General features: G+C 68.1%; 18 protein-coding genes and 1 pseudogene. 14 read left to right on the plus strand and 5 right to left on the minus strand.

The genetic code is table 11. From position 1 onward, the window contains the following. Positions 1-136: 136 nt before the first annotated feature. The gene (locus AC07EJ_RS27585; RefSeq protein WP_478885209.1) at positions 137-586 is read left to right on the plus strand and encodes a hypothetical protein; all 450 of its coding nucleotides are present in this window, start codon (positions 137-139) and stop codon (positions 584-586) included. Between the two features lie 1061 nt (positions 587-1647). On the opposite strand, the gene AC07EJ_RS27590 is transcribed toward AC07EJ_RS27585, so the two are convergent. Beyond that, positions 1648-2541, minus strand: a complete 894-nt coding sequence (locus AC07EJ_RS27590; RefSeq protein WP_478885210.1) for a hypothetical protein — start codon at positions 2539-2541, stop codon at positions 1648-1650. 612 nt (positions 2542-3153) lie between these two features. On the opposite strand from AC07EJ_RS27590, the pseudogene AC07EJ_RS27595 reads away from it, so the two are divergent. From AC07EJ_RS27595 to AC07EJ_RS27610, 4 genes and pseudogenes are all read left to right on the plus strand, one after another. Beyond that, a pseudogene (locus AC07EJ_RS27595) lies at positions 3154-3617 on the plus strand (DUF2199 domain-containing protein). After that, complete coding sequence (locus AC07EJ_RS27600) at positions 3614-4261, plus strand: hypothetical protein (RefSeq protein WP_478885211.1); 648 nt, start codon at positions 3614-3616, stop codon at positions 4259-4261. Before AC07EJ_RS27595 ends, AC07EJ_RS27600 begins: the two are co-directional and overlap by 4 nt. A gap of 693 nt (positions 4262-4954) precedes the next feature. Next, the gene (locus AC07EJ_RS27605; RefSeq protein WP_478885212.1) at positions 4955-5266 is read left to right on the plus strand and encodes a hypothetical protein; all 312 of its coding nucleotides are present in this window, start codon (positions 4955-4957) and stop codon (positions 5264-5266) included. Continuing rightward, the gene (locus AC07EJ_RS27610; RefSeq protein WP_478885213.1) at positions 5263-5511 is read left to right on the plus strand and encodes a hypothetical protein; all 249 of its coding nucleotides are present in this window, start codon (positions 5263-5265) and stop codon (positions 5509-5511) included. Before AC07EJ_RS27605 ends, AC07EJ_RS27610 begins: the two co-directional genes overlap by 4 nt. 227 nt (positions 5512-5738) lie before the next feature. Here AC07EJ_RS27610 and AC07EJ_RS27615 read toward each other — a convergent pair whose 3' ends face one another. Together AC07EJ_RS27615 and AC07EJ_RS27620 are read right to left on the minus strand one after the other, a co-directional pair. Beyond that, positions 5739-6311 carry a class I SAM-dependent methyltransferase gene (locus tag AC07EJ_RS27615; protein WP_478885214.1) on the minus strand — a complete coding sequence of 191 codons (573 nt, stop codon included), beginning with the start codon at positions 6309-6311 and terminating at the stop codon, positions 5739-5741. A gap of 53 nt (positions 6312-6364) precedes the next feature. Continuing rightward, the gene (locus tag AC07EJ_RS27620) at positions 6365-6826 is read right to left on the minus strand and encodes a hypothetical protein (protein ID WP_478885215.1); all 462 of its coding nucleotides are present in this window, start codon (positions 6824-6826) and stop codon (positions 6365-6367) included. A gap of 477 nt (positions 6827-7303) precedes the next feature. Here AC07EJ_RS27620 and AC07EJ_RS27625 point away from each other — a divergent pair, with 477 nt between their 5' ends. From AC07EJ_RS27625 to AC07EJ_RS27640, 4 genes are all read left to right on the plus strand, one after another. Then, positions 7304-7474 carry a hypothetical protein gene (locus AC07EJ_RS27625; RefSeq protein ID WP_478885261.1) on the plus strand — a complete coding sequence of 57 codons (171 nt, stop codon included), beginning with the start codon at positions 7304-7306 and terminating at the stop codon, positions 7472-7474. Positions 7475-7506: 32 nt separating this feature from the next. After that, positions 7507-7767: a PepSY domain-containing protein gene (locus AC07EJ_RS27630; RefSeq protein ID WP_478885216.1), complete on the plus strand. Its 261-nt coding sequence runs from the start codon at positions 7507-7509 to the stop codon at positions 7765-7767. A gap of 264 nt (positions 7768-8031) precedes the next feature. Next, positions 8032-8457 carry a hypothetical protein gene (locus tag AC07EJ_RS27635; protein ID WP_478885217.1) on the plus strand — a complete coding sequence of 142 codons (426 nt, stop codon included), beginning with the start codon at positions 8032-8034 and terminating at the stop codon, positions 8455-8457. Between the two features lie 95 nt (positions 8458-8552). Beyond that, a complete protein-coding gene (locus AC07EJ_RS27640) occupies positions 8553-8753 on the plus strand; it encodes a hypothetical protein (RefSeq protein WP_478885218.1) in 201 nt (66 codons plus the stop codon). A gap of 21 nt (positions 8754-8774) precedes the next feature. On the opposite strand, the gene AC07EJ_RS27645 is transcribed toward AC07EJ_RS27640, so the two are convergent. Next, positions 8775-9056, minus strand: coding sequence for a hypothetical protein (locus AC07EJ_RS27645; RefSeq protein WP_478885219.1), 282 nt, complete (start codon positions 9054-9056; stop codon positions 8775-8777). 417 nt (positions 9057-9473) lie between these two features. Between AC07EJ_RS27645 and AC07EJ_RS27650 the strand changes: the two genes are divergently transcribed. The 3 genes from AC07EJ_RS27650 (at position 9474) to AC07EJ_RS27660 (ending at position 10602) form a co-directional block, all read left to right on the plus strand. Continuing rightward, entirely contained in the window at positions 9474-9821 is a 348-nt protein-coding gene (locus AC07EJ_RS27650; protein WP_478885220.1) for a hypothetical protein, read from the plus strand. Between the two features lie 77 nt (positions 9822-9898). Beyond that, entirely contained in the window at positions 9899-10276 is a 378-nt protein-coding gene (locus AC07EJ_RS27655; RefSeq protein ID WP_478885221.1) for a hypothetical protein, read from the plus strand. Between the two features lie 77 nt (positions 10277-10353). Next, positions 10354-10602 (plus strand): DUF6207 family protein, encoded by a 249-nt coding sequence (locus AC07EJ_RS27660; RefSeq protein WP_478885222.1) that lies wholly within the window; start codon positions 10354-10356, stop codon positions 10600-10602. A gap of 147 nt (positions 10603-10749) precedes the next feature. Here the strand turns inward: AC07EJ_RS27660 and AC07EJ_RS27665 are convergent, their stop codons facing one another. Then, a complete protein-coding gene (locus tag AC07EJ_RS27665) occupies positions 10750-11496 on the minus strand; it encodes a hypothetical protein (RefSeq protein ID WP_478885223.1) in 747 nt (248 codons plus the stop codon). Between the two features lie 246 nt (positions 11497-11742). Between AC07EJ_RS27665 and AC07EJ_RS27670 the strand changes: the two genes are divergently transcribed. Together AC07EJ_RS27670 and AC07EJ_RS27675 are read left to right on the plus strand one after the other, a co-directional pair. After that, positions 11743-12933, plus strand: coding sequence for a tyrosine-type recombinase/integrase (locus AC07EJ_RS27670; protein ID WP_478885224.1), 1191 nt, complete (start codon positions 11743-11745; stop codon positions 12931-12933). Next, entirely contained in the window at positions 12930-13448 is a 519-nt protein-coding gene (locus tag AC07EJ_RS27675) for a DUF6262 family protein (protein ID WP_478885225.1), read from the plus strand. The genes AC07EJ_RS27670 and AC07EJ_RS27675 overlap by 4 nt, the downstream gene beginning before the upstream one ends. The last annotated feature ends 103 nt before the right edge of the window (positions 13449-13551 follow it).

Here is a 13551-nt window from a genome sequence, read left to right on the forward strand (position 1 = left end):
GGCCTGGAGGCCGGGACAGCCCCTCCGGCGAGCCGGCTGCAGGGCAACCAACCGGTGGCGAGCCAGGCAAGATCTGCATCACGGTGCGTCAGAAAAGGTGGGTGCTCCCTGCCCGCGGAGAAGGCAGGATCTCAACATGGCGACCGAGATCGAAGGGATGGTCGAGTGCCGTCCCGGTGCCCGACTTTGGGGCCCTGATGACGAGGACTCTGATTGGCATGCCGCCATGGAGCTGTGGCTGCTGAACATCGGCAACGCGTACGACGCGCTGGCCTGCCTCTTCGGTATTCGCAACACCTACGGCTTTCAGCCGCTAGCCGCGGACCGGGGGCTGCCCGTGGATGCCTCCGAGGCCGTAGCCCGCGAGCACGCTTCCTGGGGGCTCAGCGACGTGCATGGCACTACGTGGATCACCTGGGGAGAGCTGCTTGCTGCCGACTGGCAGGGGACTGACATCTCCGGGAAGCGGACCCGGGAGCAGGCGGCCGGTGATGCTTCGCACTGGGGGCCCGCGTGGAGCGTGATGCGCACGCTGAGCGACCTGCATGGCGCGGCCAACGTGAGGCTCATCGTCTGGTTCTCCTGACGCTGGTCCCGCCGGGGCTGCGCACGGTGACTTGCCCACAGTTCTTCGAGACGTCGCTCCACCTGACGTCCCGCGCAACTGTGCGCACTGCAGGTCACAGACCTGGGTGTGCCCACAATTATCTGGGACAGGACACTCGTGGACGACCGCTCCCCGGAGGCCTCCAGCGGCTGGTGTCCTGTCTCAGCGAAGTCTGGGCAGTCTCAGGAAAGGCTGAGCAATCAAGGGCTGGCTGCAGAGATGATTCGGATCATGACGGGGTGGGTGTGGCCGGGCAGCGGAGATGATCCGACGCTTGAGAACGTTCAGCGTGCGTGGCCGGTCACTGTGGCGGCGTTGGCAACCGGTACGGCCATAACCGGCAGGATCATTGGGCGGCAGCCCTTCGGTGTCTTTGTTCTGATCGACGGCTTCCCCGACGCTGTGGGTTTGGCGGAGGTCCTAGGTACCCCGGTGGGAACTGTCCCGCCTCCATTGGGCCGCGTGATCAGCGGGCGAGTGGTCGGGCACGCAGATCACAATTGCCAGGTCAGAATCACGCTCGACAGTTGGGGCGGCGCCGAGACATGACGGCACCCCTGACGCCCGATGCTTGAGCTCGCCACGGCGCGCCAGCACTTCGCTCGCCCGGGCTGCGCATGGTGACTTGCCCACACTTCTGCGGGACAACGCACCGTCTGGCGTCTCACAGAAGTGTGGGCACTGCAGGTCACAGGCTCGCCGTGCCCACAGTTCTCTGAGACAGGACAGCTCTAGTTGGCTCTTGTCCTGTCTCAGCGAAGTGTGGGCAGTCTCGGAGTTCTCTGGGCAACTGGGGCCACGTCTCGCGAAAGTCTGAGCAAAGGACGCGGTGTCTCAGTCTTCTCTGGGCATCCCGACCTGGGAGATCACTGCCCTTTTTGATGGAGATCGTTGCCCGGAGTCAGCGGCGGGATGGTCCGCTCCGGGGCGTGTGCGGCAGGGAAGCCAGGGATGGGCAACGAATGAGGCGGGCTGCCCAGACGCAGACCTTTGGTGATCCGTTGATGCATCCGAGTCGGGTGGTGACCAGCCGTGGATCGTCAGCGGCGCATCCAGATCTTGCCACTGGTGTCCTCGTCGTACCCTTCGCAGCAGACGCCCACGGCAACGACCTGGGACGTGCCGGGGATGACAGCAAGGCCGGTGATTGAGTGGTCGGAGGCGACATGTTCGCTCGACCAGTTCTGGCCGTCGTAGTGGAAGACCAGATCGTCTCCGCTCGCGGAGAATGCGGAGACAAAGACCCCGCCATGCCCGTCGGCGGCGGCATTGACGAACTTCCCGGCGACGCCGGAGCCGACCACACTCACCCACCTGTGCCCGTCCCAGCGCACCGCGACAGGCCCGACGACGTCCCCCATACGACCCGTGCGGCCGACCGCCCAGAGCTGCGTCGGCGACTGTGCGGCGAGACCGCGCAGCTCTCCGGTTAGCCCCGCGACCGCGGGCGGCAGCGGCACCGTGCGCCACCTCCGCCCGTCCCAGTGCAGAGTTACCGGTCGGCCCCGGCCCTCGCCCACGGCCCAGACATCCCGAGGCGACAGGGCATGCATGGCATGCACGCACACCACCGACGGCAGGGCGACGGCCGACCAGCCCGCAGCCGTATGGTGCCGGAGGAACGAACGACAGGTGCCGTCACCGCCCCGCCGCCGAGCCGCCACCCACACGTCGCCGGGCCCCGCGACGGTTGCCGCATCCACCAAGGAGTTGGGCTCACGCCAGGCGGGTGTCCACTGGCTGCCGTTCCACCGCGCCGCTCGGGACTCCTGGCCGCCGGTCAGCCCCGCGGCACCGAAGACCCACACGCCACCCGGCCCCGAGGCTGCGACGACGCGCAGGCTATTTAGGCCGAGCTGCCCGGGTACCTCGACGCCCGTCCACGTCCCGCCGCGCCACCGCATGACAACCGGCTCGTTGTTCTCGTCTCCCACCGCCCATGCGTCTTGCGCGCCGGTAGCCACCACGCCGTACAGGTTCCCGGGGTTGCCGGTGTGGCCCACCGGCCGCCATGGCCCGGAGCCGGGGATCCGGCTCTGACGGGCCGGCGGACGCGTGCCCGTGTCCGCCGCACAACCACCGACCGTCATCGCCAGGACTGCGCTGAGCACAGCAATCACAAAGCGGCGCACTGGCCGCACCCCCCTCGTCGCCCCACCTGAAGCGGGATCGTACGAGAGCTGACAGCTTTCCTCAGCCAGAGCGTCCCCAGCCTTTTGCGCACTGCCCCCAGCGCGTTCGTGTGGTGATGGGGAGCGACGCACACTGCGGTGCCCACAGTTTTCTGAGAAAGCGCGTGGCACCGCGTCTCAGGCAACTCTGGGCACTGCAGGTCAGAGACTCGCCCTGCCCACACTTATCTGAGACAGGACAGCTCTCGAGTACGCCAATCGGCCCCTGAGCGCGATAGCTGGCTCCCAAGGCAGGGGGCCGGGAGGGGAACCGCCCGCGAATGGTTCCGGAGCCCGTCACTAGGCTTCAGCGCCATGACCAGCGATATCGGATTCACCTGCACATGCTGTGGGGCCCACCACCCCGAGCTGCCGATGAACTACACGGCCGAGGCCCCGGCCGTGTGGGATCCGGCCTTCGCCGACGCCGATGACTGCCTGCTCTCCTCGGACCAGTGCGTGGTCCGCGGGCAGCACTACTTCGTCAAGGGCCTGATCGAGATACCGGTCATCGACAGCGACGAGGTGTTCTCCTGGGGCGTCTGGGTCTCACTGAGCCGTGAGAACTTCTCCCGGACCGCAGATCTGTGGGACACCCCGGCCGCGAGGCCGAGAAGCCCTCCTTCGGCTGGCTCACCACCGACCTGCCGGTCTATCCGACCGCGACCCTCAACCTGAAGACGCACGTCCACACCCGCCCGGTCGGTGAGCGCCCCTTCGTCGAGCTCGAGCCCACCGACCATCCCCTCGCCGTCGAACAGCGCACGGGGATCACCCTTTACCGCGTGCGGGAGATCGCGGCGTCCGTGCTCCACGCCAGCGACGGCGAGCAGCAGTGACGGCTGACGACTCTGCAGCGCCAATCCCGGTCGGGCCCGTCGGCCTGAGCCGCAGAGCCCAGAAATTCGTCGAGGTAGACGGCATTCGTCTCCGCCGACAGAACATCCGGCGACACCGCGACGCGTGGATCGGGCATGGGATCCCCGCTGCGGAGATCGACCGGGCCGCAGCCTTCCAGGACCGCTGGGGCGGCCTCGCCCTCCCGCCGGCCCCGTTCTATGAGGGCGGCCCGCGCATCCTGGACGCCGACTGCCTCGAAGGGTCTGCCGCAGAGGGCTGGTCTTTCCCGGCGGGGGACTGCCGGGTGTCCATGGCCTACGGATTCATGATCGGCCCCGATGGGGCGTTCGGGATCGACGCCTACCGCTGGACGCCCCTGCATGCGAGCACAGACGGATGGGTGGAGTCCTTGGCGCTCGCCGCCCATGCCCGTCGCTGGGCCAAGACCATCACACAGATCACGGGCAAAGCCGCAGAGGCATTGGACCTCGGCGGCTACGAGCCGGTGCCTGAAGTGCAGGGTGTGACCGACGCCTGGTGGCGGGGCAAGGACTCGCTCATCGCCCTGTACCGAGGCGAGGCCGTGGGCCTTGACGCCCCGCAACGCCTTGAAGCTCACGTCTATGCCGGCCTCGACGAGTAGGGTCTCCACGGCGGCTGACCTGCGGGCACGGATCTGAGCGCCTACTTGGCCAGACGGGCCAACTACGACGCTCAGTCACACGTGCAGCTGTGACTGAGCGCTGTAGATGGCCCCTCTGGCCAACTACAGCGCTCAAAGGGCCTTGACCACTTGAGGCGACAGCCATTGGAGGAGCGAGCCGTTACCGCAAGCACTCAAAGCCGTTGGCAGGCCATGACCACTGCTAAGCGCACACTCGCTGTCCTGGCCGTTGCGGCAGCCTCCATCGTGGTAGCTGCCCCCGCTCACGCCGCCCCTGCCGACGCCAGCCCGCCTGCGAATCCCCTTGCGGGGTTGGCGCCTGTTCTTGGCGTCGTTACGGGGCTGCTGCCTATTGGTGCCGTTACGGGGATCCTGCCTGTGGGGAAGTAGGACCTGTCTGTTGGCGACCGCCAAGTCATCTCGGGACGGTCAGGCACGCGACGAGAGGCCAGCGTCCCGGCTCGTTTGTCAGTGCCTCGTGCCAGGCTGGTCGTGCCCGGCGGCGCCCTCACGAAGCCGATGCCGTCGCCGGGCACCACACATCCTTGCGCCCCGAGCCCTCGCCCAGGCAGGGACCGCCGATTTGCAGAGCGTACGAGCCGACTGACACCGCGCAGGTGTGCCCGCTACCGTGGACCTCACCTGATACTGAGATCTGGAAAGGGGGCCACGGTGAGCGGTCACGACTGGAGCATCGACACCATCGTCCACGCCCTGCCCTCCCCTGACATGCGCCAACAGGCTCTGCGCGAAGTCCACCTGGCACCCGTTGGCCAGCTCGACACCGTCGTCGCCAAATGGCAGAAGATCGCCGCACGGTGGGTTGAAGTCGAGGCGCCGAAGATCGAAGAAGCTAAGGCTTACTTCGAGAAGCATGGTGAAGCCCCCGCCCAGTTCAGCGACGAGACGAAGGACTCGCGGGCCGCGCATGTGGCGTGGCGTGAGCGCATGCACGAAGCAGCGCGCGAGCGCGGTGCCGCGTGAGCTGGCAGTTCGCCGTTACCGAGCACACCCAGCGGACTATCGACAGCCTCCCTTTCGAGGCGCAGCTCGCCCTCATTGTGCTGATCGACGCCCTGGAAATCGACCCGTACGCCGTGTCCGAGCCGTACGGCATCGACGACAAGGTGACGCGCGAGGCCCCGTTCGGTGACTATGGGCTGCTGGTCATGTTGGTCAATCCGCTCATGGAGCGGATCACGCCGTTGTCCTTCACCTGGACCGGCTGAATCCCGGCGAACGCTCACAGGTGCACGATCTGGCCTGGCAGACTCACGTGTAACCCGGCGTGACGGCGTGTACGGCCTGCACCGTGCGCGAAAGCCGGACTGTGGCTCGGTCTTCTCCCAACGGAGACTGGGCCACACAGCCGTCCAGGGCCCGATATCAGTGCCTGCTGCAAGCGGGGGACCGTGGGTTCCTCGACCGTCGCCGGCGAGAAACCCACTTGGCCAGGTCATTTCTGTAGGACGAAACAGCGCAGCCCGCCGGGCGCCAGGTCGTACCAAGCACCGCTGTCCCACCCCGCCAAGAGACCGCCGACGTCCTGGCCGGCCAGGGCGATGTGCGCTCGATCGGCCGGGAGGCGGTCTGCGAGCGGGGTCGTCACCACCCACGCACCGCCGGGCCGGAGTAAACGGCGTACCCGCCCGGCCACGGCCGGCCTGTCGTTCATGAACGCGTACACCAGCCGCATCGTCACCACGTCGAAGCTGCCCGAAGGCAGCTCAGCGACAGCGTCCGCATCCTCGAAGTCGACCCGGCGCGCCTCAAGATTCGGCTCCAGGCCCTCGTAGCGATCGCGGACGGCGGCAACAGAGGAGACCGCCCAGTCCACGGCGATGGTTGCGTAGCCGACTCGGGCCAGTTCCGCTGCATACCCGCCCAGCCCGCACCCCACATCCAGCGCCCGCGACCCGGCTGCAGGTGGCAGGTGTCTGGCGAGGAGGCTTATCTCGCCCGCGCCTGGGCGCAGGAACCCGTAGCCGGCAGCGAACCAGTCCGCCCAGTGCTGCATGCCGGCATTCACTGGTGCTCCCCTTCCTGGCAGCGCAGCAGGACCAGATTTGATGAGGGTGTGCGTCAGGCCGCTTCGGTGTCGGGGTATCGCACAGCTTTCTTCAGAGCAGCCTCAACCTCGTAGCGCGATCCGCTCTCGGCACGGCCGATCGCCGCATGTACCTCCACGGCGGCGTCCCGCGGAAGTCCTCCGAAGCGACCAGCTCGGCACGTCGCCATCCAGGCCGCACGCCGGTCATTCCACCGTGATGTGGAAGGCCCTGGCGTAGATGTTTTTGGGGACCCGGTGATCGTCTTCATGTACGAGGCGGTGTTCAGCATCTCGTCGCTCGCGATGATGAAGTTGTCGGTGCTGGCCTGCCGCCACTCCCAGAAGTCTCCGCAGTCCACGAAGCGCCACAAGCATCCGGCCCCGCTGTACGGGCGGACGTAGTTGCTGCCAGAGATGTCCAGCCAGTATTCGGCGTAGTGGCCGCCCGACGCCTGGATCTTGCACGTGAACGCGTCGGGGCGTTCCTGCGCCACGTTGTGGAATGTGAACCGCTGCGCGTAGTGCGGTGATCCTTTCTGGCCGAGGAGGTACGACGCGGTGCTCCGCGACGTGCTTTTGGCGTGTGCTGTAGTCGAAGGAGACCTTCTGGGAGTCGAGCAGACAGGTCAGGTATCCGGTGTCGCCGCTCTTGGGTGCCACGTGCGCCTCCTGCTTTCCGGTGATCAGGTCCGGGGAAGCTACCCGACGTCACCGCTGGTGGCTTCCGGACGGCAGCGGCGCGGCGCAGGGTGTCGCCCTAACGGGTTGGGTCCGTTCGTCCTCCGCGTGGACAGTCTTTGATCCGGAATTGCCCCCAGCGTGCGTTCCATTGGCCGTCGCCGGGCCCCCGGCGGTAGTGGCCGGAGCTCAGCGTTGACGGCTGTTCCATTGATCCCCGACGCCGGAGACCGCCCAGCCCACCGTGCTGACCGCGCTCGGCCTGGACACCGAGCCGGCCGCGCACCTCGCGGATCCACGGCTACCAGGTCCATCTGCGGCCTGTGGAGGACACGTCGGACCTCGCGCGCGTGCACGCTCTGTACGGGCCGGACGTGCCTGCCTGGCAGGTCCTCATCCCCGATGTGCTCGGCCGGTTTCCCGGCGACCCCGGGTACGTCGACTGGGGGCAGCCCACCCCGTAGCAGCCACCGGCGCTTGGCCGTAGCGTGAGGACATGAAGGATCTTGAACAGGACAAGGCCCAGCAGATCTACGAGTCGGGTCAGGTAAAGACGCTCGCGGAGCTGGCGGAGATCGCCTCTGAACGGCACCCCGGAGGGCCGGGCGCCCTGGGCTCCTCCTACGGCGAAGACGAGGAACAGCCAGACCGGTACGTGGTCACCGTCGACGTCGAGGACCGCGACGGTGTCCTGTGGGAGGTAGAGCTGGACGCGGTCACCGGCGGATTCATCTCGGAGACCTCCAGCAAAGACTGAGCCACGCCTCCAGGGCGCTGCGCGAAAGTGTCGGCCCCAGCGCGCGGTTGGCGTGGGGCGCGGGGCCGACAGGGGACGTCGGGGGCAGGACGTCCTGGCGTCGAGGCTAGGCCGAAGCGTTGTGCAAGGCGCGGCGGGGAAGCCCTTCGAGCGAGCCCTCTGCGGAGATCATCCGATGCCCGCTGCCGGGCCGCTCGCCCGGGGCCAGCTCACCCGCAGGTCAGCGACGGTCGACTGTCGGACCTCAGGATTACTCTCGAAGGCATGACCGACGCCCCCGACGATGCCCCGTTCGACCCGTACGCCTTCTCGCCCGACCTGATCAACGCCCAGCGGGCAGCGGTCGAGGCGTACCAGGCACTGCACGACTACCAGGCCACGCTCCCGTGGTCGCGGGAACCTCACGAGGGATGGGAAGAGGAGCAGCCCGCACACGGCGGCGCGCTCCGCGGCTACCACTCGTCCCGCCCCGTCACCGGCGGGTGGACCGTCGAGCAGTCGGCCGAGTACGACCGGCTGTGGGCGGAGCTCCGCAGGACGGCGACGGCCGTGTACGCGCACAAGCACTGGCAGCGGTGCGGCACCGACGCGCTGGCAGCGAGGCAAGCCCTCAAGCGGGAACCGGGCGCGCTCCCCACCACGGCACCGGCCGAAGGCCTGACGCAGGCCGCCATGGCAGAGGCCGTCTGAAGATCTTCGGCGGAAGCACTGTTCCGGGCGGGGCGAGCCGCGCATAGGTGGTGAGGGAGCCCATCAGGGGCGCCCCGTGCACGAGAGGCCGCCCCATGGCGCAGCGCACCATCCGCCACTACGAGTCGACGGTCCGCCTGCCCGGCATCGCCCCGTTCCGCCACCGCTTCACGAGTGACGCCCCGGCAGGCTCGCACGTCCAGGAGCTCGCCGCCGGCCACCGCGTCATCCTGACGCTCACTGACGCCCCGCTGAACCATGGGCGCTTCCACGCCGAGCACCGCAACTACCTGTAGCCGAACGCTCCGCGGCCCCGCCTACGACCGGCGGGGCCGCGGTCGGGGCATGTCGCCCTGCCGTTCCTCGTCGACGCCCCGCGACGGCTCCGAATCGCTCCCGTGCGCCCTGCGCAAACCGGGCTGCGGCCACCGGTACAGGCAGACCAAGACCCTCGTGTCCCCGAGGAGATCGACCTCGACCTGGTAGCGCACCGAGCTGTCCGCCCGGTCCTGCCGCGCCAGGACCGGCGCGTACCGCCACTGCCCGGCCGACCACACCCGCAGCGCCGGACGATCGCTCTTCGGCCACGTCCACACCACGGGCTCGTCAGTTCCTGCACCGCGAACGCCCACCGCCCCGTCGACGCGTCGGTCGACGACAGGCGCCGCGTCGCCACGTCGTCGTAGGACTCGCCCTCGATTGGCTGCGCCTCCTGCTCCGACAGCCACACCCGATACTCGCCGGCCGCGATCTCGCCCTGGTCGCCGACGTTCTGCCAGGCGGGCAGCCCCACCCAGTAACGCCACCCCAGCTCGGTTTGCTGGCGCGCGTGCAGGCGTCCCACGTCGTGCTGCCCGTCGGGCAGCACGACACGGATCCGGGGCAGCGCTTCACTCACTCAGCGATCGTAGGACGCGCCTGCCGCTGCCAGGCCACACGCCGAGGGGGAGGCGACACAAGACGCGCGGGTGCGGAGTATGCGCGGCCATCTGCCCCTCCGGCTGGAAGGCCACGCCATGACGAACTTCCCCGTGACCATGCTGAGCGACCGCACGGCCCGCCGGCTCGGGTGCGCCGCCGTCGGCGTCCTGGTGGTCGGCCTGGTCCTCCTGTTCGTGCTCCTGGCCCTCCACGCCGACGGTGACGACGACGGCTCCGGCCAGAGCTGCCCCGGGTACGCCGCGGGCACCGTGAACCCCGCAACGTGCCTGCCGTACGGGCACGGGCACGGAGCGGCCGCCGGGACCGGCAACTCCGGGAGCGGCGCCCGCAAGCCCGCCCCGCAGCAGCCCAAGATGCCCGCGCCGAAGGCACCGGCGCCCGCGGTGAAGGTCCCCGCGCCGCCGGTCCGGATGGGCAAGTGAGCGGCCAGCACGCGACGTAAGGCGCCCGGATCGGACACGGTCCGCGGTCCCACCACCGCAGGGAAGGAATCCCAGCTATGACCAGTGCGAGACCCTCAGGCCGTCTCGTCGCGCTCCTCGTCGGCGTCGCGCTCGTTGTGATCGGCGCGGTCCTCGCCGCCGTCGCCGTGTTCGGTGGCAGTGGCAGCTCCGGTCCGACGAGTCCCCCGGCGACGTCCCGCCCGCCGACGAGTCAGCCGCCGACATCCCGTCCGCCGACGACCGAGCCGCCGACGTCGCCTCCGCCTTGCTTCCGAGAGGGCATGTGGTCCGAAGGCGACACGAACTATCCCGGCATGCCGACCGAGGTGCCGACCGAGTCCAGCGCGCCGCCCAGTGATGAGCCGACGGAGCAGCCGACGACTTCGCCCTGTGACGGCACCGGGGGCGGCGACGTTGCAGGAACCGACGGCTGACCGGCCCGGCCTCTCGATCGGGTGAACATGCCCGTCCCGTCCGAACCTTGGGTGGGGCGGGCATCGTCTGTGCGGGCATGAACCGGCCTCACCACACGCAGCCCGGCGCGGTCAGCGTCACCATCGAAGGCGCCGACGAGGAGACCGTCCTCGCGTTCGCCCATGTCCTGTCGGCGTCCCACAACGTGACTGGCCCCGGCGAGCCATGGCGGATCCCCGGCCGGCCGGGAGTCCACGTTCAGGTGTACGGGCACCTCGAGCCGGGCGAACCCGACCCGCCCGCGTACTGCACGGAGATTCCCCCACAATGCGGCCCCGTTATCTGACCCGCGTAACGACGACCATCGCCGATGCAACCCGATGCCGGGCGCCGTCCTCGAGGAAGCCGATGGGTTCACACCCTTCCCGTGGCCCGGGTGATCGCGGAGTATCGGGCCCAGCGGACCGTCGGCTGGTCCTGCTCGGCGCCAGATTCAGGACTTCAACCGCCGCTTACGGACCCGGGCCGTCTTGCGGATCATTTTGGCGAACGGCCCGTTCAAGCCGATGGTGCGCTCTGTGCCGTCCTGGAACGTCAGCTCTACAGACACCATTTCGTGGCCCGCCTCCCGCCACTGCTTGATGTCCGACAGTGGGAGAACGAAGCTGTTCCCAGGGGACGTCCAGGCGAGGAGCCGGTCCCGCATCAGCAGCACGTCATAGTTTCCAGCCGGGTAGCGATCGGCTGAAGCATGTCCGGGCAGAGTCCCGGAAACGAGCAGGTTCCCCTTGGCCAGCGGCATTTCGCCGGACGAGGCAGCGAGCTGCATTAGTCCCTCGGTGGCATTGGGGCGGCCGAGCGCGGAAAGGACCTCGTCGACGAAAGTCGCCGCGGCCGCGAACTGGTGCATCTGGCCGCTCGACATGCGCACCTTCACATGGCGGATCTGTCCCCCCTCCTGGCGGAGGGTCGGCTCGAACTCGGCGATCCCATCCAGGGCAAACCGCGCCACTCGGCTCTCTTCTAGAAAGATGAAGAACACAGCCTGATCGGTCAGGACGTAATCGCCCTCCACCGGCAGGAACATTGCGTGTTCCCGGTAGTCGTCAGGCGATTCGTAGGATTCGAAGCCGCCTGCCGAGCTGGCCAGTGGAACATCGTCTGGATACAGGTGCGCGACCCGCTGGAATCGCGCCTGGAGTCTCTCTTGCATGAGCCGCTGAGCTGAAGCCATGTCCATGGTGCCCCCTGGGGTTGAAACGTGTTGGCGTGATCGTAAGAGCTGCGGCTGGGCCGCGACGACATGGTGTTCTTCCTGAACCGACTCCTTTTCCTTCACTCCGAGGGGGAGATCAGCTCGTCACAGCGGCTCAGCGCAGCCCGGACCGTTCGACGGATCATGAACCGGATGCGGGCTCTCGGGCTGACGCAGGCAGGCCAGCCTCTGCACGGGATCGCAGACGACTTCACACTGCGAGAAGAAGACATGCCAGACGAACCCGAGGACGACGAGGCGGGCAAAGACCTCCCGCCCGAGGTCATGCGGCACGTCTGCGACCATCTTCCGACGTTCGACACCACGGATCACCAGCACTTCCGCACCGTGGTCGAGATCATCATCGACACCGGCCGACGACCGACGGAGGTCTGCAAGCTGCCGCTGGACTGTCTCGAACGCGATGCGGACGGCAAGCCCGTGCTCGTCTATGACAACCGGAAGCTGCTAAGGCAAGGCAGACGCCTGCCCATCCCTGAGGCAACAGCCGCTGTGATCATTGCTGCCCAGGAACGGACCCGGGCCCGGTTCCCCAACGTCCCGTCGAGTGAACTCGTGCTGTTTCCCAGCATCCAGGCCAACCCGCACGGCAACAAGGCGATCTCTGCCATGAACGTGGCCGACCGGCACCGCCAATGGGTCACGAAGACGCTGCCAGACGTCCTGGTCCCACTGGTGGTCGACGTCGAGGGCGAACGGGTCACAAAGATGCTGCCGTTCGACAAGGCCAAGATTTTCCCCTACGCCTACCGGCACACATACGCCCAGCGGCACGCCGACGCGGGGGTTCCCATCGACACCCTCAACGAACTGATGGACCACCGCCTGTTCGACACCACCCAGCGCTACTACCGCGTTGGGGAGAAGCGGCGCCGGGAGGCCGTCGACAAGGTCACTGCCATGCAGTTCGACCGCCACGGCAACCGCGTCTGGCGCACGGCCAAGCAGCTCCTGGACTCCGAACACGCCCGCCGCGCGATCGGTGAAGTCGCCGTCCCCTACGGCGTCTGCACTGAGCCATCGAACGTCGCGGCCGGCGGCCACGACTGCCCGGTCCGTTTCCGTTGCGTTGGCTGCGGCCACTTCCGCACCGACGTCTCCTATCTGCCCGACCTGGAGGCCTACCTCGCGGATCTCTTGCGCACCCGCGAACGGTTGGCAGCCTTCGCTGACGCCGACGCCTGGGCGAAAGTGGAAGCAATGCCCTCGGACGAGGAAATCACCCGAGTTCGGCGCCTTGTCCAGCGCGTTCGCAACGACATGGGTGACCTCACGGACGAGGATCGCGCGCAGATCCAGGAGGCCATCAAGCTCGTCCGCCGCAGCCGCGGCGCGGTTTCGCTGGGCATGCCCCGAATCCGGCAGCCCCTTCCAGACATTCGGCCGGAGAGGTCAGCATGACGAACGACATGATCGACGGGCGGCGGGCGGACTCAGCTCGTCGCCGCCAGCGAGTCCTCTCCGCTCTCGATGTCGCACTGCGGGATGGGACGGACATCACCGTCGCGAGCGTCGCTCGGGCCGCCCGCGTTGACCGCACGTTCCTCTACCGGCACCGGGACCTGCTCGAACGTGTTCATGCGGCAGCATCCGCCCCACCCGCTGAGAGCCGCCAAGCCGCAGTCAGCCGAGCCTCTCTCCAAACAGATCTCGGCAACGCGTTGGAGCGAAACCGCCGCCTGACTGCGAGGGTCCGCCAGCTGGAGAAGCGGCTCTCAGAGTCGATGGGCGAGCAGGTCTGGGCCGACTCCGGTCTCAGCACGCCTGCCGACCTGGACCAACTTCAACGCCGGATCACCAACCTTGAGCAGGAAGTAGTCCACCTGCAAGCGCAGCTGAGTGAGCGCTCCGAGGAGCTGGAAGCGGCCCGGGGCGCGAATCGTGAGCTGACCCGAGCCCTGAACCACCGGGCTTGAACGCTTAGGCCACCGGCACGTCGGGCCCGGCGGCCTTCGGCCGCCGGGCCCGCACCACCTGCGACCGGGTTCTCCCGCCGGCTGCTGGACGCGTCCACGAGCG

The sequence above is a fragment of the Streptomyces sp. NPDC045026 genome, assembly GCF_056432625.1.

Bases quoted from the DNA above. Each gene is read 5' to 3' on its own strand.
- AC07EJ_RS27635 (WP_478885217.1), top strand. From the start codon at position 8,032: ATGACCGACGCCCCCGACGATGCCCCGTTCGACCCGTACGCCTTCTCG.
- AC07EJ_RS27585 (WP_478885209.1), top strand. From the start codon at position 137: ATGGCGACCGAGATCGAAGGGATGGTCGAGTGCCGTCCCGGTGCCCGA.
- AC07EJ_RS27655 (WP_478885221.1), top strand. From the start codon at position 9,899: ATGACCAGTGCGAGACCCTCAGGCCGTCTCGTCGCGCTCCTCGTCGGC.
- AC07EJ_RS27670 (WP_478885224.1), top strand. From the start codon at position 11,743: ATGCCAGACGAACCCGAGGACGACGAGGCGGGCAAAGACCTCCCGCCC.
- AC07EJ_RS27630 (WP_478885216.1), top strand. From the start codon at position 7,507: ATGAAGGATCTTGAACAGGACAAGGCCCAGCAGATCTACGAGTCGGGT.
- AC07EJ_RS27665 (WP_478885223.1), bottom strand. From the start codon at position 11,496: ATGGACATGGCTTCAGCTCAGCGGCTCATGCAAGAGAGACTCCAGGCG.
- AC07EJ_RS27675 (WP_478885225.1), top strand. From the start codon at position 12,930: ATGACGAACGACATGATCGACGGGCGGCGGGCGGACTCAGCTCGTCGC.
- AC07EJ_RS27660 (WP_478885222.1), top strand. From the start codon at position 10,354: ATGAACCGGCCTCACCACACGCAGCCCGGCGCGGTCAGCGTCACCATC.
- AC07EJ_RS27640 (WP_478885218.1), top strand. From the start codon at position 8,553: ATGGCGCAGCGCACCATCCGCCACTACGAGTCGACGGTCCGCCTGCCC.
- AC07EJ_RS27650 (WP_478885220.1), top strand. From the start codon at position 9,474: ATGACGAACTTCCCCGTGACCATGCTGAGCGACCGCACGGCCCGCCGG.